At 67.2% G+C, this 21788-nt stretch carries 22 protein-coding genes; 9 read left to right on the forward strand and 13 right to left on the reverse strand.

The genetic code is table 11. The annotated features are described in order from the left end of the window. Window positions 1–43: 43 nt before the first annotated feature. Both EOJ32_RS15285 and EOJ32_RS15290 read left to right on the forward strand, forming a co-directional pair. On the forward strand, window positions 44–1726 hold the full coding sequence (locus EOJ32_RS15285; protein WP_127899125.1) for a YadA-like family protein: 1683 nt from the start codon (window positions 44–46) through the stop codon (window positions 1724–1726). Continuing rightward, window positions 1720–2238 (forward strand): hypothetical protein, encoded by a 519-nt coding sequence (locus EOJ32_RS15290; protein ID WP_127899126.1) that lies wholly within the window; start codon window positions 1720–1722, stop codon window positions 2236–2238. The genes EOJ32_RS15285 and EOJ32_RS15290 overlap by 7 nt, the downstream gene beginning before the upstream one ends. Before the next feature lie 66 nt (window positions 2239–2304). On the opposite strand, the gene arsC is transcribed toward EOJ32_RS15290, so the two are convergent. After that, window positions 2305–2679, reverse strand: coding sequence for an arsenate reductase (glutaredoxin) (gene arsC / locus EOJ32_RS15295; protein ID WP_127899127.1), 375 nt, complete (start codon window positions 2677–2679; stop codon window positions 2305–2307). Between the two features lies 1 nt (window position 2680). Further along, window positions 2681–3196, reverse strand: coding sequence for an Lrp/AsnC family transcriptional regulator (locus EOJ32_RS15300; protein WP_127899128.1), 516 nt, complete (start codon window positions 3194–3196; stop codon window positions 2681–2683). A gap of 99 nt (window positions 3197–3295) precedes the next feature. Between EOJ32_RS15300 and EOJ32_RS15305 the strand changes: the two genes are divergently transcribed. From EOJ32_RS15305 to EOJ32_RS15330, 6 genes are all read left to right on the forward strand, one after another. After that, window positions 3296–3643 carry a DUF2849 domain-containing protein gene (locus EOJ32_RS15305; RefSeq protein WP_045981428.1) on the forward strand — a complete coding sequence of 116 codons (348 nt, stop codon included), beginning with the start codon at window positions 3296–3298 and terminating at the stop codon, window positions 3641–3643. Further along, entirely contained in the window at window positions 3636–5294 is a 1659-nt protein-coding gene (locus tag EOJ32_RS15310) for a nitrite/sulfite reductase (RefSeq protein WP_127899129.1), read from the forward strand. Before EOJ32_RS15305 ends, EOJ32_RS15310 begins: the two co-directional genes overlap by 8 nt. Next, complete coding sequence (locus EOJ32_RS15315) at window positions 5287–6018, forward strand: phosphoadenylyl-sulfate reductase (RefSeq protein ID WP_127899130.1); 732 nt, start codon at window positions 5287–5289, stop codon at window positions 6016–6018. The genes EOJ32_RS15310 and EOJ32_RS15315 overlap by 8 nt, the downstream gene beginning before the upstream one ends. Next, window positions 6015–6401, forward strand: a complete 387-nt coding sequence (locus EOJ32_RS15320; RefSeq protein ID WP_127899131.1) for a DUF934 domain-containing protein — start codon at window positions 6015–6017, stop codon at window positions 6399–6401. The genes EOJ32_RS15315 and EOJ32_RS15320 overlap by 4 nt, the downstream gene beginning before the upstream one ends. 47 nt (window positions 6402–6448) lie before the next feature. After that, the gene (locus tag EOJ32_RS15325) at window positions 6449–7279 is read left to right on the forward strand and encodes a ferredoxin--NADP reductase (RefSeq protein WP_127899132.1); all 831 of its coding nucleotides are present in this window, start codon (window positions 6449–6451) and stop codon (window positions 7277–7279) included. A 166-nt stretch (window positions 7280–7445) separates the two neighbouring features. Beyond that, window positions 7446–9782 (forward strand): OmpA family protein, encoded by a 2337-nt coding sequence (locus EOJ32_RS15330; protein WP_127899133.1) that lies wholly within the window; start codon window positions 7446–7448, stop codon window positions 9780–9782. 61 nt (window positions 9783–9843) lie between these two features. Here the strand turns inward: EOJ32_RS15330 and EOJ32_RS15335 are convergent, their stop codons facing one another. After that, complete coding sequence (locus EOJ32_RS15335) at window positions 9844–11688, reverse strand: ABC transporter ATP-binding protein (protein WP_127899134.1); 1845 nt, start codon at window positions 11686–11688, stop codon at window positions 9844–9846. A 146-nt stretch (window positions 11689–11834) separates the two neighbouring features. On the opposite strand from EOJ32_RS15335, the gene EOJ32_RS15340 reads away from it, so the two are divergent. Then, complete coding sequence (locus tag EOJ32_RS15340; RefSeq protein ID WP_046001347.1) at window positions 11835–12335, forward strand: ferritin-like domain-containing protein; 501 nt, start codon at window positions 11835–11837, stop codon at window positions 12333–12335. Window positions 12336–12379: 44 nt separating this feature from the next. On the opposite strand, the gene EOJ32_RS15345 is transcribed toward EOJ32_RS15340, so the two are convergent. From EOJ32_RS15345 to EOJ32_RS15390, 10 genes are all read right to left on the reverse strand, one after another. Next, a complete protein-coding gene (locus EOJ32_RS15345; protein WP_127899135.1) occupies window positions 12380–13954 on the reverse strand; it encodes a GMC family oxidoreductase in 1575 nt (524 codons plus the stop codon). A gap of 11 nt (window positions 13955–13965) precedes the next feature. Beyond that, window positions 13966–14487 carry a twin-arginine translocation pathway signal gene (locus tag EOJ32_RS15350; RefSeq protein ID WP_046001345.1) on the reverse strand — a complete coding sequence of 174 codons (522 nt, stop codon included), beginning with the start codon at window positions 14485–14487 and terminating at the stop codon, window positions 13966–13968. A 57-nt stretch (window positions 14488–14544) separates the two neighbouring features. After that, window positions 14545–14940: a VOC family protein gene (locus EOJ32_RS15355; protein ID WP_127899136.1), complete on the reverse strand. Its 396-nt coding sequence runs from the start codon at window positions 14938–14940 to the stop codon at window positions 14545–14547. Window positions 14941–15032: 92 nt separating this feature from the next. Continuing rightward, window positions 15033–15320: a ribbon-helix-helix domain-containing protein gene (locus tag EOJ32_RS15360; protein WP_046001342.1), complete on the reverse strand. Its 288-nt coding sequence runs from the start codon at window positions 15318–15320 to the stop codon at window positions 15033–15035. Window positions 15321–15527: 207 nt separating this feature from the next. Beyond that, entirely contained in the window at window positions 15528–16703 is a 1176-nt protein-coding gene (tuf, locus tag EOJ32_RS15365; protein ID WP_045983513.1) for an elongation factor Tu, read from the reverse strand. A 61-nt stretch (window positions 16704–16764) separates the two neighbouring features. Then, on the reverse strand, window positions 16765–18888 hold the full coding sequence (fusA, locus tag EOJ32_RS15370; protein WP_045981370.1) for an elongation factor G: 2124 nt from the start codon (window positions 18886–18888) through the stop codon (window positions 16765–16767). 18 nt (window positions 18889–18906) lie between these two features. After that, complete coding sequence (gene rpsG, locus EOJ32_RS15375) at window positions 18907–19377, reverse strand: 30S ribosomal protein S7 (protein ID WP_042252807.1); 471 nt, start codon at window positions 19375–19377, stop codon at window positions 18907–18909. Between the two features lie 12 nt (window positions 19378–19389). After that, window positions 19390–19761, reverse strand: coding sequence for a 30S ribosomal protein S12 (rpsL, locus tag EOJ32_RS15380; RefSeq protein WP_042252808.1), 372 nt, complete (start codon window positions 19759–19761; stop codon window positions 19390–19392). Window positions 19762–20016: 255 nt separating this feature from the next. Next, window positions 20017–20832 (reverse strand): glycosyltransferase, encoded by an 816-nt coding sequence (locus EOJ32_RS15385; RefSeq protein ID WP_045981371.1) that lies wholly within the window; start codon window positions 20830–20832, stop codon window positions 20017–20019. Beyond that, the gene (locus EOJ32_RS15390) at window positions 20832–21770 is read right to left on the reverse strand and encodes a DMT family transporter (protein WP_127899137.1); all 939 of its coding nucleotides are present in this window, start codon (window positions 21768–21770) and stop codon (window positions 20832–20834) included. Before EOJ32_RS15390 ends, EOJ32_RS15385 begins: the two co-directional genes overlap by 1 nt. Window positions 21771–21788: the final 18 nt, after the last annotated feature.

Consider the following 21788-nt stretch of genomic DNA (forward strand, 5'->3'; position numbering starts at 1 on the left):
AGAGGCCCGCAAAAGGCCCTGTCCAACGGATGAGGAGAATCCCATGACCCACCTGACCCGTACCCGTGCCATGCTGCTAGGCGGTGCTGCCGCCATCGCGATGACCGGCGCCGTCGGCACGGCAGCCGCACAGGAGTGCCAGCAGGGCGCAGGCGGCGCCGGATCGCTGGCCTGCGGCCCGACCGCCATCGCCGAGGGCCCGCTGTCGGTCGCCATCGGCGACAACGCCTCGACCGATGCGACCGCCGTGGACGGCGTGGCCATCGGCGGAGAGGCGACCGCCACCGGCCCCTCGACCACCGCGGTCGGCGGCGAATCGGTTGCGACCGGGCCGGGCGCCAGCGCCATCGGCTGGCAGGCGCAGGCCACCGCGGAACGCGCGCAGGCCATCGGCCACCTGGCCACCGCCCAAGGCGTCCGGTCCCTAGCCGTGGGCAAGAACGCCGACGCGCAGACCGACCTTTCCACCGCCATCGGCAACGAATCCACCGCCAACGGCGTCGACGCGCTGGCCGTGGGCGACACCGCGGCGGCGAACGGCAACTCGACCACTGCGGTCGGCGGCGAATCGGTCGCGACCGGCCCCGGCGCCAGCGCCATCGGCTGGCAGGCCCAAGCCACCGCCGAACGCGCCCAGGCCTTCGGCCACCTGGCCACCGCACAGGGCGTCCGGTCGATGGCCATCGGCGAGAATGCCGACGCCCAGACCGACCTGTCCACCGCCATCGGCAACGAATCCATCGCCAACGGCATCGATGCGCTGGCCGTGGGCGACACGGCCGCGGCGAACGGCAACTCGACCACCGCCATCGGTGGCGAATCGGTCGCGACCGGGCCGGGTGCCAGCGCCATCGGCTGGCAGTCCATGGCGACCGCGGAACGCGCCCAGGCCATCGGCCACCTGGCCACCGCGCAGGGTGTCCGCTCGCTGGCCGTGGGCGAGAATGCCGACGCCCAGTCGGATTTCTCGACCGCCATCGGCAACGAATCCATCGCCAACGGCACCGACGCGCTGGCCATCGGCGACACCTCGGTCGCGACCGGCACCTCGACCACCGCGGTCGGCGGTGAATCGGTCGCGAACGGCACCGCCGCCACCGCCTTCGGTTGGCAGGCGCAGGCCACCGCCGAACGCGCCCATGCCTTCGGCCACCTGGCAGCGGCCAGCGGCGTGCGCTCGACCGCCATCGGCGAGGCCGCGATGGCCATGGGATCGGGGTCGATCGCGCTTGGCAACCAGGCGGTCGCTGCGGCCGACAACTCGGTCGCCATCGGTGATGGCGCGACCGCGACCCGCGCGAACGAGTTCGTGCTGGGCAACGGCGCCAACACCTATCGCGCGGCGGGCATCGCGTCGGATGCCAGCACGGCGGCGCAGGGCACCCCCATCGGCGTCGTGACCTCGGACGCGCAGGGCAACCTGGCGGTCGACCGGTCGATCGGCGAGAGCATGTCGTCGCTGAACGGCCGCGTGCGCTCTCTGGGCCAGCAGGTCGAGGACAACAAGGAAGGCATTGCCATGGCGATGGCGCTGAACACCCCCTATGTCCCCGAGGACAAGACCTATGCCGTGTCGACCAGCATCGGCAGCTTCGAAGGCTCGCAGGCACTGGCCGCGTCGATGGGCTACCGCTTCGACGCGAACACCCAGTTCGACGCGGGCATCACCTATGGCTTTGACCAGAACCAGGTCGGCGGCCGCATCGGCGTGACCTACGCGTGGTAGGCCACGCCGCAACACGGACGGGGACGGCGCATGCGCTGTCCCTGGCCATCGCGATGGCGCTGGCGCTGGTCGGCGCCAGCGCCCATGCGCAGGACGCCCCCGCCGAACCGCAGCCCGAACCCCGGGCCGAGGCCCCCCTTGTCGAACCCAGCTATGCCACCGCCCTGATCCGCGACGTGCTGGCGGCGGTGAACCACGGCAACTGGACGGGCAACTACACGGTGCTGCGCGACATCGCCGCCCCGGAATTCGCATTGGCCAACGATCCGACGCGCCTGGCGGGCCTGTTCACGCCGCTGCGCGAGGAACGGCTGGACCTGCTGCAGGCGATGGTCGTCGACCCGGTCATCCTGGACAGCGCGCTGTCCGATACCGGGCAGGAGCTGCGCCTGACCGGCTTTGTCCCGCTGCAGCCGCGTCATGTCAGCTTCGATCTGGTCCTGGGGCTGGAGGGGCGGCGTTGGCTGTTGCTGGGCATCTCTGTCGGGGCGTTCGATCCGATCGATCCGTAAGGCATCTGCCGATGTCGCCGCAGTCTGGGCGTCATCTGTCGGTTCGCACCCCGCACCCCCACCGGATCACGGCGGACCACCTGCGTGATTGCGGGCGATCAGCTCACTGACCCGCTCCTTGGGCCGGCACAGCACCGCGCCATGCGGCGCGAAGACGACCGGCCGTTCGATCAGGATCGGATGGGCCGCCATCGCCGCGACCAGCGCGTCATCGGACAGCGCCGGATCGCCCAGGCCCAGTTCCGCGAATGGCGTTCCTTTGCGCCGAAGCAACCCCCGCGCCCCGATGCCCAGACGCGACAGCGCATCGCGCAACGCATCCTCGGACGGCGGCGCGGTGATGTAGTCGCGCACCTCGGGTGCGATCCCCGCCTCGCGCAGCGCGGCCAGAACCCAGCGCGAGGTGGAGCAGGTCGGCTTGTGCCAGATCACCCAACCCATCTCAGCGCTCCCCGTCCGGGATGGGCAGGGCGCTGGTCGCCTTGATCTCCTCCATCGACAGCAGGGCCGTGACGTTGTGGATCTTCACCTCGCCGATCAGCGATTGGTAAAAGCGGTCATAAGCGCGGGCGTTCCTGACCTGCACCTTGAGGATATAGTCGATGTCGCCCGCCAGACGGTGTGCCTCGACCACCTCGGGCCGCTCGCGCAGCGCGCGCAGAAAGCGCGCGGCCCAGTCGCGGTCATGCTCGCTGGTGCGGATCAGCACGAAGAAGCAGGCCTCCAGCCCCAGCGCCTCGGGATCCAGGATGGCGACCTGACGGCGGATCACGCCTGCCTCTCGCAGCTTGCGGATTCGGTTCCAGACCGGGGTCTTGGAGGCCCCCACCCGATCGGCGATCTGGTCCAGCGACAGGCTGGCATCCTGCTGCAGCAGGAACAGGATCTTGCGGTCCACCTCGTCCAGGCGGACAGGCGTTTGGCCTGCGCCCGCATCGGGGGAAATCGGTTCCGGCATGGCGCGCTCCTTGGTCGATCGTCCTTATTTGCCGCGACCACTGTGCAGAATCCAGAACGAAATTCTATATAGAGGTCAGCAAAACCGCGAGGTCCAGTCATGAGCAAATCCTTCCCCCTGTCGGCCGCACGCCCCGGCGTCATCACCGCGAACGACCTTCGCGAAGGCCACAATGTGTGGATGTGCGCCGACGGCTGGACCCGCGATCCGCGCCAGGCGACCGTCTATGACGACGAGGCCATCGCCGACCTGGACCTGCTGCAGGCCGTGGCGCAATCCGAGATCGTCGTCGGTCCCTATCTGGTCGAGGCCAGGCGCGGTCCCGACGGACCCGAGCCCGTCCATTTCCGCGAGGCCTTCCGCCAGCGCGGACCGTCCAACTATTTCCACGGCATCCAGGCCGATCGGCAAGCCGACGCCCAGAAGACGGAAACCGCCCATGTTTGATATCCGCCCCGTCGAGACCGATTATGTCCGCCAGCGCGCGGCCGAATTCCGCGCCCAGGTCGCCCGCCGCCTGGACGGCAGCCTGACTGAGGACGAGTTCAAGCCACTGCGCCTGATGAACGGCGTCTATCTGCAGCTGCATGCCTACATGCTGCGCGTGGCCATTCCCTATGGCACGATCAGCCCGGACCAGATGCGCACCCTGGCCCTGCTGGCCGAGAAGTGGGACAAGGGTTACGGCCACTGGACCACCCGCCAGAACATCCAGTTCAACTGGCCCAAGCTGGTGGACATCCCGGACATGCTGGACGCGCTGGCCAATGTCGGCATGCACGCCATCCAGACCAGCGGCAACACCATCCGCAATGTGACCACCGACGCCTTCGCTGGCGCGGCCTTCGACGAGGCCGCCGATCCGCGCCCCTATGCGGAGCTGCTGCGCAGCTGGTCCACCGATCACGCCGAATTCCAGTTCTTGCCGCGCAAGTTCAAGATCGCCATTTCCGGCGGGAAGAAGGACCGTGCCGTCATCGCCGCCCATGACATCGGCCTGCGCCTGACCGAGCGGAACGGCAAGACCGGCTTCGAGGTCTGGATCGGCGGCGGTCTGGGCCGCACGCCGCTCCTGGGTCAGGTCGTCCGCGACTTCCTGCCCGAGGAGGACCTGCTGCCTTACGTCGAGGCGATCATCGCGACCTACAACTTGGCCGGGCGCCGCGACAACAAGTACAAGGCCCGCATCAAGATCACCGTGCTGGAGCGCGGTATCGACGTCATGCGCGCCGAGATCGACGAAGAGTTCCTGGCCCGCCGCCGCGATTTCCACGGCGCCGACCGCGACGCGCTGGCCGTGTTCAAGGACCGCTTCCGCGCGCCGTCCTTCCGCAACGCGCCCGTCGATGGCTATGAGGCCGAGCGGCAGGCGAACCCGGCCTTCCGCAGCTGGTCTGATACGAACCTGCATCAGCACCGGGTCGAGGGCTATGCCAGCGTCGTCGTGACCTTCAAGGCGCCGGGCCAGACGCCGGGCGACGCCAGCGCGGACCAGATGCGCCTGCTGGCCGATCTGGCCGAACGGTTCGGCCACGACGACCTGCGCGTGATGCACGACCAGAACGTGGCCCTGCCGCATGTGCACAAGTCGGACCTGCCGGCGCTGTACGCCGAGCTGCGCGCCGCGGGCCTTGCCACCGCCAATGCCGGGCTGACCAGCGACATCATCGCCTGCCCCGGCATGGATTACTGTGCGCTGGCCACCGCCCGTTCCATCCCCATCGCCGAAGAGATCGCCGACCATTTCCGCTCCGTCGGGCTGGAGGAGGAGATCGGCAACCTGAACATCCGCATCTCGGGCTGCATCAACGCCTGCGGGCATCACCACCTGGGCCATATCGGCATCCTGGGGCTGGATCGTGCGGGCGTGGAAAACTATCAGATCACGCTTGGCGGCGATGCCTATGACATCCCGGCCATCGGCGAACGCGCGGGCGCGGGTTTCCCCGCCGAACAGGTGGTCCCGGCCATCGACCGGCTGCTGCGCGCCTATCTGGAGGTCCGTGAGGACGCGTCCGAACGCTTCATCGACGCCTATCGCCGTCTGGGTCAGGCCCCGTTCAAGGCCGCGCTCTATCCCGTGGCCGCCGATGCTTGACGGGAACCTGGACACACGCGCGGGGCGGCTGAACGACCGCTATCGCCACCATGCCGCCATCGAGGTGCTGCGCCGCGCGGTCACCGACCCCGATCTGGGGCAGGTGGCGCTGGTGTCGTCTTTCGGCGCTGAATCGGTCGTGCTGCTGCACATGGTCAGCCGGGTCGCACCGGGCCTGCCGGTGCTGTTCATCGACACGCAGATGCTGTTCCCCGAGACCCTGGCCTATCAGCAAGAAGTCGCGGAGCGGCTTTCGCTGACCAACGTGCAGGTCATCACCGCCAGCGAGGCGGAGATCGCGGCCCATGACCCGGACGGAACGCTGCACAAGTCGAACCCCGACGCCTGCTGCGATTTCCGCAAGACGGTGCCGCTGGAGCGCGTGCTGTCGGGCTATGACGCCTGGATCACGGGCCGCAAGCGGTTCCAGAACGGCCAGCGCGCCGCGCTGGAGTTCTTCGAGCCCGAACCCCCGTCGCGCCTGCGCGTGAATCCTTTGGCGCATTGGCGCCCCGAGGACGTGCAGGACTACATGGTCGAGAACCGCCTGCCCCGGCATCCGCTGGTCGCCAAGGGCTATCCGTCCATCGGCTGCGCGCCCTGCACCTCTCCGGTCAAGCCGGGCGAGGACCCCCGTTCCGGGCGCTGGCGCGGCCAGGAGAAATCCGAATGCGGCATCCATTTCATCGGCGGGCGCATGGTCCGCGGAAAGGTCTCGGCATGAGCGAGCAGTTGAACAGCGAACCCGTCTTGGCCCGTGACGACGGGTTTCATCCGGTGACCGACCAGCCCGCCGTGGTGCTGGCCCCCGACACCGCCCCCGCGACCTTGGCCGACCATCTCGATCAGCCGCTGATCGGGATCGCCTTTCCGTCCTTCAGCGACGGGCGCGGTTTCACGCTGGCCCGCCGCTTGCGCGAGCTGGGATATACCGGTCGCCTGCGCGCGACGGGGCGGCTGATCGCCGATCAATACGCCATGGCGCGCCGCGTGGGCTTCGACGAGGTCGAGGTCGCCCCCGACATCGCCGCCCGCCAGCCCGAGGACCAATGGCGGGCCCGTGCCGACTGGAAGGCCTGGGACCATCGGGCGCAGCTGGCGGGCTGACCCTTTCGCCCGCGCGCCCCTTCGATTAGACGACAAGGATTGCAACAATGACGCTGGATCTGCCCGTGACCGAGGCCGCCAAGATTACCGTTCCCGATGCCCAAACCGTGACCTCGGTCACGAAATGGACCGACAGCCTGTTTTCGTTCCGGGTGACGCGGCCTGCCTCGCTGCGCTTCCGGTCGGGTGAATTCGTGATGATCGGCCTGCCGGGAGACAACGGCAAGCCGCTGCTGCGGGCATATTCCATCGCTTCGCCCAACTGGGACGACGAGCTGGAATTCTATTCCATCATCGTCCCCGACGGGCCGCTGACCTCCAAGCTGCAGCACATCAAGCCCGGCGACGAGATCATCCTGCGCCCCAAGCCCGTGGGCACGCTGGTCCTGGACGCCCTGCTGCCCGGCAAGCGGCTGTGGTTCCTTGCCACCGGCACGGGGTTCGCGCCCTTTGCCAGCCTGATGCGCGACCCCGAGACCTATGAGCGGTTCGAGCAGGTCATTATGATGCATACATGCCGCACCGGTGAGGAGCTGGTCTATGGCGCCGAGCTGGTGAACAACCTGCGCCACGACCCGCTGCTGACCGAGATCTATGGCGACGATTTCGCCCAGCGGCTGAAATACTACCCGACGACGACGCGAGAGCCCTCGCCCTTCATGGGGCGCATCACCGACAACCTGACCTCGGGCAAGGTGCTGTCGGATCTGGGCCTGCCGCCCATCGATCCGGCACAGGATCGCGCGATGATCTGCGGCAGCCTAGCCTTCAACGTCGACGTCAAGGCGGTCCTGGAAGGGTTCGGCCTGAACGAGGGCGCGAATTCCGAGCCGCGCGAATTCGTCGTCGAAAAGGCCTTTGTCGGCGACGGCGTCTGACGTCGTTTCTATCGAACCGCCCATGGGCCGCGCCGTTTCGGCGCGGCCTTTTGCATGGCGCACCGCCGCCCATCACGCGATGGTCACGGCAAGTTTGGGAACCCTTGGCGCAAGTGCCTGTTAAAGCACAAAAGACAGTCATTCGATTTTCCACAAGGAGCGTCTCATGCGCCGGATTATCCATAACACAACCGCCATCGCGGCCTGCCTGTCGCTGATGGCGCCGCATCTTGCGATGGCCCAGACCGCGATGCCCGCCCCCGATCAGGCGGCCCCCCAGAACCTGATCCTGGCGCAGGCCGCGCCCGAAGGTCAGGTCCCGCCCCCGCCCGCGGCCCCCGGCGAGGAGGGACCGCAGGACGGTGCCGATTTGAACCAAGCTCAGAACCCGCCGCCGGCGGAGCCCGCGCCCGCGGAAGAGCCTGCGCCCGAGCCCGCGCCGGTCGAGGAGCCCGCGCCGGAAGCCCCGGCCGAGGCGCCCCCTGCCCCCGAGGAAGCACCGGCCGAAGCCCCGGCGGAGCAACCTGCCGAGGCGCCTGACGCAACCCCCGCGGCAGAGGCGGAGCCTGCCCCCGCCGCAGAACCTGCTCCCGCGCCCGCGGCAGAAGCCGCCCCGGCTACCGAGCCCGCGCCCGCCGCAGAGCCCGCGCCCCCGGCGGCACCCGAGGCAGCAGCGCCCGAGGCCGAAGCCCGGCCGGCCCCCGCAGCCGCACCTGCACCGCAGCCCGCACCGGATGGCACCCCGCCGCCGCCCGCACCTGATGCGATGCCGGACCAAGCGCCCGAGGCCCGCCCCGCACCGCAGCCCGAGGCCGCACCCGCGCCGAATCCGAACCGCGCCGCCGAGCCCGCCGCAGAGGCCCCGGCCGCCGGCGATGCCGCGCCGCGCGCCAACCCGCAGCGCGAGGCGCCTCCTGCCGCCGACGCTCCGGCGGAGCCGCGTCCGAACGCACGCCCTGCCGCGCAAAACGACCAGCAGCCGGCGGATGCCGCTGAAGAACCCGTCGGAAGCGACCTCGACGCCCTGACCGAGCAGTTGCGCGCGCAGGAGCAGGGCGAGCAGCCCGCAGCCGATCCGGCCGCGACGGCCGATGCACCTGCGGAACCCGCAGCGCCTGCGGCTCAGGGTGGCCTGACCCTGGCGACCGGTGCAACGCAGGTCGAACGCGCTGGCGCCCTGCCGGGTCTGGCCGGAGTGCTGACGCAAGAGGTTCAGGGTGGCCTGGACACCTCGGCGCTGACCTGTCTGGACGGCAGCGCGTTCCCCTGTGCAGATGGCGGTCGTGCGATGACCCCGAACGGCGTCGTCGTCGAGACCAACGAGGCGGGCGAGCTGCGCCTGGCCCCGACCGAGGCGCAGATGTACCGCGTCGGCCAGAATGGAGAGATGATCCGTCGTGCCGCCGAAGAGGACACCGTCGAGACCGAGGCATCGCGCGAGGCCGCTCAGGCGACCGCACCGGCCACCGCGGCGGCGCTGGACGCAGCCGATGGATCGGGCGAGATCACCGAGCAGCAGGTGACCGAGGAGAACGCCCGGTCTTCGTCCGAGGACTTTACCACCAGCCTGCGCGATGCGCTGGCGGGCGCCACCGGTCAGCCTGCACCGCAGGCCGAGGAGGAGGACGACGACAACCGCCTGCGCAATGCCCTGCTGCTGGGTCTGGGTGCCGTGGCGGTCGGGTCCTACCTGAACAACAACCGCCAAGTTGCGCTGTCCGCGCCGGACCGGGTGGTCGTCACCCGCGCCGATGGCAGCCAAGAGGTCATCAAGGACGAGGTCGCCCTGCTGCGCCAGCCCGGCTCGACCGTGCAGACCGAGAACTTCGACGACGGTTCGTCGCGCACCATCGTGACGCGCCAGGACGGCAGCCGCGTTGTGACCATCCGTGACGCGAACCTGCAGGTGCTGCGGCGCACCCTGGTCAGCGCCGACGGCACGACCACGCAGCTGATCGACGACACCGCCGACGTGCAGCCCGTCGATATCGGCGCCCTGCCCGCCCCCGCCCCCGTCCAGACCGGCAATGCGCCCCTGAACGAGGATCAGCTGCGCGAGGCCCTGCTGCGCGAGGCGAATGTCGACCGCCGCTTTACGCTGTCCCAGATCCGCAACATCCCCGAGGTGCGGGCGCTGGTGGCGCCAGTCAACATCGACGCGATAACCTTCGATACCGGCTCTGCCGCGATCCGGTCGGATCAGGCGCAGCAGTTGCAGGGTCTGGGTCGTGCGATCCAAGACCAGATCGCCCAGAACCCGAAGGAGATCTTCATGATCGAGGGTCATACCGATACGGTCGGGTCGGACGCCGCCAACCTGGCGCTGTCGGACCGTCGCGCGGAATCGGTGGCGCTGGCACTGACCGAGTACTTTGACGTGCCGCCGGAGAACCTGGTGACCCAAGGCTATGGCGAGCAGTTCCTGCGCGTCCGTGCCGAGGGCGACATCCGCGACAACCGTCGCGCCTCGGTCCGCCGGATCACCGACCTGCTGGCGCAGTAAGCGCACCCACGAAACGACGAAGGCCCCGGCATCGCGCCGGGGCCTTTTTCACGTCCTGTCGTCAGTCCGCGGCCAGGAAGCCGCCGGACTGGCGATGCCACAGCCGGGCGTACAGACCGTCGCGTTCCAGCAGTTCGGCATGGCTGCCCTGTTCGACGATCCGGCCCTGGTCCATGACCACCAGCCGGTCCATCGCGGCGATGGTGGAGAGGCGATGCGCGATGGCGATGACCGTCTTGCCCTGCATCAATGCCTCCAGCCGGGACTGGATCGCGGCCTCGACCTCGCTGTCCAAGGCGCTTGTGGCCTCGTCCAGGATCAGGATCGGCGCGTTCTTCAACGCGACCCGCGCGATGGCGATGCGCTGGCGCTGGCCGCCCGACAGCTTGACGCCGCGTTCGCCAACATGCGCATCAAGCCCCTGCCGGCCCTGGCTGTCGGACAGCGACGGGACGAACCCGTCCGCCTCGGCCATGCGCAGGGCGTGGTCGATCTGATCCGGGGTCGCGTCGGGGCGGCCATAGGCGATGTTCTCGCGCACCGACCGGTGCAGCAGCGAGCTGTCCTGCGTGACCACGCCGATGGCCGCGCGCAGGCTGTCCTGGGTCACCTGCGCGATGTCCTGGCCGTCGATGGTGATGCGCCCCGCGTCGATGTCGTGAAAGCGCAGCAGCAGGTTGATCAGCGTCGATTTTCCCGCGCCGGACCGGCCCACCAAGCCCACCCGTTCACCCGGCCGCAGATGCAGCGTCAGGTCGTCCAGCACCGCCATCGGCTGCGCCCCCGCAGCACCGCCATAGCGGAAGGTGACGTTGTCGAACCGCACCGCCGCAGGACCGGGCAGCAGGGGCTGCGCCCCCGGCGCGTCGCGCACCTCTCGTGGCAGGGACAGGCTGGTGATGCCGTCGCGCACGGTGCCGATATTCTCGAACAGGGCGGCGAATTCCCACATGATCCAGTGCGACATGTTGTTCAGCCGCAGGGCCAGCGGCACCGCGATGGCCACCGCCCCGACCGCGATCAGCCCCTGCGTCCACAGCCACAGCCCCAGCCCGGCCACCGCCGCGACCAGCCAGACGTTGAGCAGGTTCAGCACCATGTCCTGCAGGCTGGACAGGCGCATCTGCGCGTGGACGGTGCCCAGGAACCGGTCCATGCCCTGATGCATCCACGCCTCCTCCCGGTCGGAGTGAGAGAACAGCTTGACCGTCGCGATGTTGGTATAGCTGTCGACGATGCGTCCGGTCATCGCGCTGCGGGCATCGGCCTGCTCCTGCGCCACGCGGCCAAGGCGCGGCACGACATACCACAGCAGCGCGCCGTAGGCTGCGGCCCAGACCAGGAAGGGCAAGGCCAGACGCCAGTCCTGGCTGGCGGCCAGCACCATCGCGCCCAGGAAATAGATCAGCACATAGCTGCCCACGTCCATGATCTTCATGGACACCTCGCGTACGGCCAGCGCGGTCTGCATCAGGCGCTGCGCAATGCGGCCCGCGAATTCGTCCTGGAAGTAGCCGACCGACTGGCGCAGCAGCCAGCGATGCGCCTGCCAGCGGATGCGCTGCGGAAAATTGCCCATCAGCGACTGGTGCAGGACCAGCGATGTCACCACGTTCAACGCCGGCATCACCACCAGCAGCACCAGCGCCATCAGCGCGATGCTGCCGCCATGACGGTCCCAGAAGACCTCTCGCGGGGTGTCGGCCAACTGGTCGATCAACTGCCCCAGCCAGCCGAACAGCGCCACCTCGATCAGCGCGATCAGGCCCGATCCCACGGCCAGCAGCACCAGCCAAGGCAGCGTGCCGCGACTGTAATGCAGCACGAACCGCCACAGACCCGACGGGGGCATGGTTGGGGTCTGGTCGGGATAGGGGTCGATGCGTCGTTCGAACCAGGCGAACATGGGGATGTCCTCCGCTGCTGAAGGGGCCGCAGTGCTGACCCGGACCGCCCGCAAAGTCAAGCGCGCAGGGGCGATCTTTGCCATCGCGATGGAACGGGGCGGGCCGGGGATCGTTGGTCATCCAGCACCATCAGAAAGGCCGTATCATGACCATGAATTCCCTCAAGGACCTGTATCTGGACCAGCTGCAGGATCTGTATTCCGCCTGCAAGCAGTCCATGCCCGTCGTGACCGAGATGGGTCGCGTCGCCAAGTCGCGCGAACTGGCCGAGGCGCTGATCGCCGGCAACGAAGGCATTGCCCGCGGCATGGAGCATCTGGCGACCCTGTGCAGCCAGCACGGCGTCGACCCCACCGGAGAGCACTGCAAGGGCATGGAAGGTCTGGTGACCGAGGCCCGCAAGCACGCGCTGCAGGCCGATTTCGGTGATGACGACGTCCGCGACGCGGCGATCATCACCCAGTATCAGCGCCTGACCCATTACGCGATCGCGGGCTATGGCTGCGTGCGCAGCTTTGCCAACCGCCTGGATCTGGATGCCGATGGCGGCGTGCTGCAGGAATGCCTGGAGAGCACCCGCGACGGCGACAAGCACATGACCCGCATCGCCGAGGGCGGCGTCAACCAGAAGGCCGCCAACGGTTGATCCACCACGACCGCCCGGAGGACACCCCGGGCGGTCGTCTTTCCTCAGATCGTGCCCGCGGCCATTTCCTTGGCGATATGGTCGGCCTGACGGATCGCCAGCGCGACGATGGTCAGGGTCGGGTTTTCCGCCGCGCCCGTCGTGAACTGGCTGCCATCGGACACGAACAGGTTCGCGATGTCATGCGTCTGCCCCCATTTGTTGACCACGCCGTCCTCCGGCCGCTCCGACATTCGGTTGGTCCCAAGGTTGTGCGTGGACGGATAGGGAGGCGTCGGCAGGGTCCGCGTGGCCCCCATCGCCCGGTACATCGCCTGCCCCCGCTCATAGGCGTGATTGCGCATCGCCACGTCGTTGGGATGGTCGCTGAAATTCACGTTGGCGACCTTCAGGCCAAATTTGTCGACCGTGTCCGACAGGGTGACGCGGTTCGTCTCCTGCGGCATGTCCTCTCCGACGATCCACAGCCCGGCCATGTATTCGTACTGGTCCAAGGCGGTCGTGAACTCGCGCCCCCACCGGCCGGGGTCCAGGAAGGCCGCCATGAAGGGCAAGCCCAAGGACAGGGTCTCCAGCTCGTATCCGCCGACGAAGCCGCGGGAGGGATCGTGGCGCGCCTCGTCCTGCATGATGCCGGCCATGGTCGTACCCCGCCACATGCGCACGGGTTTTTCGAAGATGCCATAAACCGACCCGGTCGTGTGGCGCATGTAGTTGCGTCCCACCTGACCGCTGCTGTTGGCCAGACCGTCGGGGAACATCTCGCTGGCGGAATTCAGCAGCAGCCGCGGGCTTTCAAAGCTGTTGCCCGCCACCGCCACGATGCGCGCGGCCTGAAACTGCAGGGCGCCGTCCTTGTCGAAATACTCGACCCCGGTCACGCGGCCCTGGTCATTGTGCAGGATGCGGGCCACATGGGCGTGGTCGCGGACCTCAAGGTTGCCGGTCGCCTCGCCCTTGGGGATGTCGGTATAGGCGGCCGACCACTTGGCGCCCCATTTGCAGCCCTGGAAACAGAACCCCGTCTGCTGGCAGGCCGGCCGTTCGTCGTTGTCGATGCTGTTGATCGCCATGCGCCCGGTCGAGACCTCGGTATAGCCGATGGCCTTGGCCCCCGCCTCGAACACCTTGTAGTTGTTGCTGCCCGGCAGGCCCGGAAAGTCGCCGGTCCGGGTCACGGCCAGCTTGGCCTCGGCCTTCTCGTACCAGGGCGCCATCTCGGCCGCGTCGATGGGCCAGTCCAGCAGGTTCGCCCCCTCGACCGTGCCATAGGTGGTCAGGGCCTTCCATTCATGTTCCTGGAACCGGATCGAGGCGCCCGCCCAATGAGTCGTGGTGCCGCCGACCGCCTTGACGATCCAGGCGGGCAAGCCGCTGAAATCCTTGGCCACGCGCCAGTCTCCGCTGGTCGTGCGCGGGTCGGTCCAGGCCAACTGGCCAAAACTTTCCCATTCGTCGTTGATATAGTCTTCGGGCAGATAGCGCCCGCCCGCCTCCAGCGCCACGACCTTGACGCCCTTCTGCGCCAGTTCGTTGGCCAGCACGCCGCCGCCCGCGCCGGTGCCGATGATGACGACCACGCTGTCGTCGGTCAGTTCGAATTTCGCTGCCGTAGCCATGATCCGCCCCCTTACAGCCAGTCGATGTCGTCAAAGCCACGATAGATGTAGCCGCCTTGGGAGAAGCTCTCTCCCTCATAGCCGAAGATCGGCCAGACCTCTTTCTGGTTGTAGAGACCAGTCACCAGCCCGCCCCGGACGGTCTGGAAGAACGCGCTGTCCTCCATCCCGCGCAGGATCGCCACGCGGTCCTGCTCCCACCCGATCGAGACATAGTCGTCATGCCCGGCCGCCTGCGCGGCGGCGTCCAGCGCGGCGATGCCCTCGGCCACCATGGGCTGGTTCTCGGCGGTGTCGTATCCCTTGATCGCGATCGCATAGAAACGGTCGCCCACGCGGTCATGCGGATAGATGTCGCGGGCCATCTGCAGCAGCGTGGCCATCTCGTGCTCGCTGATCGCGGTCACCTCGACGGCCCAGGCCGCATCGGGTGCCGCGATGAAGCCTGCGCCGGCCACTGCCAGCGCGCCCGCCGCGACGGCCCGCGACAGCAGCGCCCGACGGGTCAGGCCCTTGGTCGTTGGTTCAGACATGGGTTCCTCCTCCCTTGATGTGGTCCCGCGCCCCCTCCCAAGGGCGCGGCAGGCTGATCAGCTGTAGCGGCCGCCCCGCTGCAGGACCTCGATCTCGTATCCGTCCGGGTCCTTGATGAAGAAGAAGCGGGCGATCACCTCGCCGCCCGGCGCGAAATCGACCAGCTTGCGGGGGGCAAAGCCGGTCTCCTCCAACCGGGCGTGGGTCGCATCGACATCGTCGACCGAAAAGGCCACGTGCCCATAGCCGTCGCCCAGGTCATAGGGTTCGGTGCGGCCCTTGTTGACGGTCAGCTCCAGCTCGGTCCCGCTTTCGCCATTGGACAGGTAGATCAGCGTGAATTTCTCGAAATCCAGCCGCTCGGCCACCTTCAGTCCAAAGCAGCGGTCATAGAAATCGACCGAGGCCGCCTCGTCCAGAACGCGGATCATCGAGTGGATGTACTTGGCCATCTGGCCCTCCCTGCACGTGTCTTGCCTGATCGAGGCTAGGGGCTTGGGGACGGGCCGGGTAGTATCGGATTACTACAGCGAAAATATTCGTGTCACTCCGCGGCGATGGCCGGGGCGACGTCGTCCTCACCCAGATATATCGTGCAGGCGCAGCGCAGCAGCGAGGTGAAGTTCCGCGCCTCTCCGTGTAGCTCCAGCACTTCGGCGTGCAGCTTGGAGATGAAGGCGGGCGTCGTCACGCCTTCGCGGGCGGCGATGCGGTCCAGGATGCACCAGAATGCACGCTCCAGCCGGATCGATGTCGACTGGCCGTTCAGGCGCAAACGGCGGGTGACGGTCTCATAGCGGTCCGGGTGCTGCCCGGCAAAGATCTGGCACATCAGCTTGATCATGTCCTGTTCCTGACCTGCAGTCTCGCGTGCGGCCCCGCGTCGGTCAACGCGACTTTTTTGTCATGTCATCCATATTGGCACCGTCGCCAGACACAAACGACAAGGGCCACCCCGAAGGGTGGCCCTGTCCGCCGCGATATCCCCGAAAGGATCATCCGGCAGCATCAGCATTCCTTGGCCCGTTCGGGCCCTGGATCACTTGATGATCTTGGAGACGACGCCTGCGCCGACGGTGCGGCCGCCTTCGCGGATGGCGAAGCGCAGCTTCTCTTCCATCGCGATCGGGGCGATCAGTTCGACCTCGAACTTCAGGTTGTCGCCGGGCATCACCATCTCGGTGCCCTCGGGCAGCTTGACGGTGCCGGTGACGTCCGTGGTCCGGAAGTAGAACTGCGGGCGGTAGTTCGCGAAGAACGGCGTGTGGCGGCCGCCCTCTTCCTTGGTCAGGATGTAGGCCTCGGCCTCGAACTGGGTGTGCGGGGTGACCGACTTCGGCTTGACCAGGACCTGGCCGCGCTCGACGCCGTCACGGTCGATGCCGCGCAGCAGGACGCCCACGTTGTCGCCGGCCTCACCGCGGTCCAGCAGCTTGCGGAACATCTCGACGCCCGTGCAGGTGGTCTTCTTGGTGTCGCGGATGCCCACGATCTCCAGTTCGTCGCCCACGTTGACCGCGCCGCGCTCGATGCGGCCGGTGACCACGGTGCCGCGGCCCGAGATCGAGAACACGTCCTCGATCGGCAGCAGGAACGGCTGGTCGATCGCACGCTCGGGGGTCGGGATGTACTCGTCGACGGCGGCGATCAGCGCGCGGATCGAATCCTCGCCGATGGCGTTGTCGCGGCCTTCCATGGCTGCCAGCGCCGAACCCTTGATGATCGGGATGTCGTCGCCCGGATAGTCGTACGAGCTCAGCAGCTCGCGGACTTCCATCTCGACCAGTTCCAGCAGTTCCTCGTCATCCACCTGGTCGACCTTGTTCAGGTAGACGACCATGTAGGGGATGCCCACCTGGCGACCCAGCAGGATGTGCTCGCGCGTCTGCGGCATCGGGCCGTCGGCGGCGTTCACGACCAGGATCGCGCCGTCCATCTGGGCGGCACCGGTGATCATGTTCTTGACGTAGTCGGCGTGGCCCGGGCAGTCGACATGCGCATAGTGGCGCGTCTCGGATTCGTATTCCACGTGCGCGGTCGAGATCGTGATCCCGCGGGCCTTCTCTTCGGGCGCGCCGTCGATCTGGTCATAGGCGCGGAATTCGCCGAAGTACTTCGTGATGGCCGCCGTCAGCGTCGTCTTGCCGTGGTCAACGTGGCCGATCGTGCCGATGTTGACGTGCGGTTTGTTCCGTTCAAACTTTGCCTTTGCCATGGAATGGCTCCTTGTTCTTCAATGCTTGTAAAGTGGCGGGGCGTGACGCCCCGCCGCAAGATCAGGCGTATTTCTTCTGGATCTCGTCCGAGATGTTCTGCGGAACGGCCTCGTAGTGGTCGAACTGCATCGAGAACACAGCACGGCCGGACGACATCGAACGCAGGTTGTTGATGTAGCCGAACATGTTGGCCAGCGGCACGAAGGCGTCGATGACGTTCGCGTTGCCGCGGCTGTCCTGCCCCCGGACCATGCCACGACGGCTGGTCAGGTCGCCGATGATCGAACCGGTATACTCTTCCGGCGTGACGACCTCGACCTTCATGATCGGCTCCAGCAGCTTGGCGCCGGCCTTGCGCAGGCCTTCGCGCATCGCGGCACGGGCCGCGATCTCGAACGCCAGGACCGAGGAGTCGACGTCGTGGAACGCACCGTCCGTCAGCGCGACCTTGAAGTCGATGACCGGGAAGCCTGCCAGCGGGCCCGAGTCCATGACGGACTTGATGCCCTTCTCGACGCCGGGGATGTATTCCTTCGGCACCGCACCGCCCACGATCTTCGATTCGAACGAATAGCCTTCGCCCGGCTCGGTCGGGGTGATGGTCAGCTTGATGCGGGCGAACTGGCCCGTACCACCGGTCTGCTTCTTGTGCGTGTAGTCGATGTCGGCCGACTGCGAGATGGTCTCGCGATAGGCCACCTGCGGCGCACCGATGTTCGCCTCGACCTTGAACTCGCGCTTCATGCGGTCGACCAGGATGTCGAGGTGAAGCTCGCCCATGCCCTTCATGATCGTCTGGCCCGATTCAAGATCGGTTTCCACACGGAAGGACGGGTCTTCCGCCGACAGGCGCTGAAGGGCCAGGCCCATCTTCTCCTGGTCGGCCTTCGACTTGGGCTCGACGGCGATCTCGATCACCGGCTCGGGGAAGGTCATGGTCTCCAGGACCACCGGCTTGGCCGGATCGCACAGGGTGTCGCCCGTGGTGGTGTCCTTCAGACCGGCCAGCGCGATGATGTCGCCTGCAAAGGCCTCCTCGATCTCCTCGCGGTTGATCGAGTGCATCATCATCATGCGGCCGACGCGCTCGCGCTTGCCCTTGGTGGCGTTCAGCAGCTGATCGCCCTTCTTCATCACGCCCGAATAGATGCGCGTGAAGGTCAGCGAGCCGACGAACGGGTCGTTCATGATCTTGAACGCCAGGCCCGAGAAGGGCATCGCATCGTCCGCACGGCGTTCGATGTTGCGCGTCTCGGTCTCGTCGCCCGGGGTGAAGCCCATGTAGGCCGGCACGTCCAGCGGGTTCGGCAGGAAGTCGATGACCGCGTTCAGCAGGGGCTGCACGCCCTTGTTCTTGAACGCCGAACCTGCGGTGACGGGGAAGAACGACAGCGACAGCGTGCCCTTGCGGATCAGCGCGCGCAGCGTCTCCTCGTCGGGCTCGTTGCCCTCCAGGTAGGCTTCCATGGCGGCGTCGTCCATCTCGACGGCCAGCTCGATCATGTTCGAGCGCCACTCGTCGGCCAGGTCCTTCAGCTCGTCACGGATGGGCTTGCGGACCCAGGACGCGCCCAGATCTTCGCCTTCCCACACCCACTCTTCCATCTTGATCAGGTCGACGATGCCTTCCAGCTTGTCCTCGGCGCCGATCGGCAGGGCGATCGGGCAAGGGATGCCGCCGGTGCGGTCCTTGATCATACGGACGCAGTTGAAGAAGTCCGCGCCGATCTTGTCCATCTTGTTGACGAACACGATCCGCGGAACCTTGTAGCGGTCGGCCTGACGCCAGACGGTCTCGGTCTGCGGTTCGACGCCGGCGTTGGCGTCCAACAGACAGATCGCGCCGTCCAGAACCGCCAGCGAACGCTCGACCTCGATGGTGAAGTCCACGTGGCCGGGGGTGTCGATGATGTTGAAGCGGTACTTCGTGTCCGAAGTCCCCTCGGTGGTGGGGTCTTCCTGACGCTGCCAGAACGTGGTGGTCGCGGCAGACGTGATCGTGATGCCGCGCTCCTGCTCTTGCTCCATCCAGTCCATGGTCGCAGCGCCGTCATGCACTTCGCCGATCTTGTGCGACTTGCCGGTGTAGTAAAGGATGCGCTCGGTCGTCGTCGTCTTGCCGGCATCGATGTGGGCCATGATGCCGAAGTTGCGATAACGCGGAAGCTGATATTCGCGTGCCATGAAGTGGATCCTTTCGCCTTACCAGCGGTAGTGGCTGAACGCCTTGTTGGCGTCGGCCATCTTGTGCGTGTCTTCGCGCTTCTTGACGGCGGTTCCGCGGCCGTTGACGGCATCGGACAGCTCGCCCGCAAGGCGCTCTTCCATCGTGTTCTCGTTGCGCTTGGCCGCGGCCGTGATCAGCCAGCGGATGGCCAGCGCCTCGCGGCGGATCGGACGGACTTCGACCGGGACCTGGTACGTGGCACCACCGACGCGGCGCGAACGCACCTCGACGGACGGCTTCACGTTTTCCAGCGCCTCGTGGAAGACCTCGATGGGCTCGCGCTTGAGGCGGGTCTCGACGCGCTCCAGCGCGTTGTAGACGATCCGCTCGGCAATCGACTTCTTGCCGTCAACCATCAGGTTGTTCATGAATTTGGTCAGCACGCGATCGCCATACTTGGCGTCGGGCAGGACATCGCGCTTCTCAGCGGCGTGACGACGTGACATGGATGCCTCTCCTTACTTCGGACGCTTCGCGCCGTATTTCGAACGACGCTGACGACGGTCTTTGACGCCCTGGGTATCCAGCACACCGCGCAGGATGTGGTAACGGACACCCGGAAGGTCCTTGACGCGGCCGCCGCGGATCAGCACGACGCTGTGTTCCTGCAGGTTGTGCTTTTCGCCCGGGATGTAGGAGATGACCTCGAAGCCATTCGTCAGGCGGACCTTGGCCACCTTACGCATAGCGGAGTTCGGCTTCTTCGGCGTCGTGGTGTAGACGCGCGTGCAGACACCGCGTTTCTGCGGGCAGCCCTGAAGGTGCATGGATTTAGACCGCTGCACTCTCGGCTGCCGCGGCTTGCGGATCAGCTGTTGGATCGTCGGCATTCGGTTCCCCGTCTTGCTCTGTCAATACTCGCAACCCACCGGTTGCGCCGCTTCTCGACGGCATCCTGCGCGAATCGCAAAATGCCAAGCCCGTCCCGCCCATAAAGGGCTGACGGGCATAATTCCAGAGGATCGAGGCTGTTCTGCCCGGACCCTGACCTCACAGGTTCTGGCACCCGATGCGGTTTCCCGCCGGGTCGCGTGGTCATAGGGGGAATCCCCGCCCCTGTCAACAAGCCCCCATGGCCCTGCGGCCTAGCCCAGGCTGCGCGCCAGCGCGGCCAGATCCGCCCGGCGCAGGCCGAAACGGCTGCGCAGCAGCCTGTTCATCGTGCCCTCCTCGGGCTGCCAGGGCAGGCCCGGCCCCATGTCGCCGGAATCGCTGTCGGCATGAATCGAGCGGATGAACATCAGGGGTCGCGTCACCTGAACCCCCGGCATCCACTGCGCCAGCTTGGTGTGGTTGAAATGCAGCGCCGTCCGCGGTGCGTCGGGCGCCAGGAAGATTGTCAGCGCAACCCCCATGTTGTGACAGATCCGCGGGGTGATCTTCAGCTGACCGTCGCGCGCCGCGATGATCAGGCCGCGCCCATAGTCCAGCGACAGCTTGCCCTCGACCTGCCACAGCGGGCTGACGCGCGCAAAATCGGCGCGCGCGCGGGCGATGTAATCGACAGCCACCGCATCGTCGTCGTCATGGCGGAAATGACCGATCACCTGCGCATCCGGGTCCAGATGCGGCGCCACCGCCGCGTGACAGGCCTCCAGGTGATAGTCCATCGCCGGCACCAGCGACAGGCGCAGCTGCGGCACCCGGTCGCACAGGTCGCGCAGCTGGCCCAGCCAGGGTTCGGGCAGGTCCGGCCCGGTCATGATCACCAGCGTGAAGTCTGGATCAGTCTGCGCCAGCCAACCCGGCAGGGCCACGGTCTGGAACCACAGCCAGCGCCGGGCCAGCCGGTCGGGATCGTACAGATAGGCACGGCGCGCCGCGATGCTGTCATGTTCGACCTGATAGCCGCGCAGTCCCAGATAAGAAAAGCGGCACAGTCCCAGCATCTGCACCCGCATCAGCGCCGCCGTCCCAGTTGAGCCTCGCGCCAGATGGTATAGATGCCCGCCCCCACGACAAGGGCCGATCCGACCCAGGTCCAGAGGTCCGGCCAGTCGCCGAAGATCACCAGTCCCAGAAAGATGGCCATCAGCAGCGAGGTATAGCGGAAGGGCGATACGGCCGCGATCTCTCCGACGCGCATGGCGGCCACGGCGCACAGGTAACCGACGGTCAGGAAGGCGCTGCCCAGGGCCAGCAGGGCAAGGTGCCACAGCTGCGGCATCACCCAGCCCTGCCCCAGGCTGAGGACGAACCCGGTCAGCGTGACCAGCACCGCGCCATAGAACGCGATGGTGTTCGAACTGATGTCGCGCCCGAACTGGCGCGTCGACAGGTCGCGCACCGCGACCAGCAGCATCGCCCCAAGCGCGACCAGCGACCAGATGCCGAACGTGCCGCTGCCCGGACGCAGGATGATCAGCACACCCAGCATGCCCACCCCCACCGCCAGGATGCGCCGCCAGCCCAGGGTCTCCTTGAAGAACAGCGCCGCCCCCAGCATCACCACCAGCGGCAGCGACTGCATCACCGCCGTCAGGTCGCCGATGGCCATGCGCTGCAGCGCGTTCAGGAACAGCAGGGTCGAGCCGATCTCTCCGACCAGCCGCAGGACCATCGGCGCGCGGGCGGGGGCCGGAATGCGCAGCCGCAGGCCCCCCGCACGCTGCGCGAGGATCATCAGGGCCAGCAGCACGAACACCCCCCGCAGCGTGATCGCCTGGTACAGCGGAATGTCCTGGACCACGAACTTGATGATCGCATCGTTGCAGGTGAACCCCATCATCGACAGCGTCATCAGCCCTGCCCCGCGCAGGTTGTCGCCCGGTTGTAGCGGTTCTGGCCGGATCGAGGCGGGCCGCGTGCGGCGCAGCGGGGACATCAGGGGCGTGGACATGGCGGCTTTCCGGAACAG

The sequence above is a fragment of the Paracoccus sp. Arc7-R13 genome (assembly GCF_004010775.1).
GTDB lineage: Bacteria > Pseudomonadota > Alphaproteobacteria > Rhodobacterales > Rhodobacteraceae > Paracoccus > Paracoccus marcusii.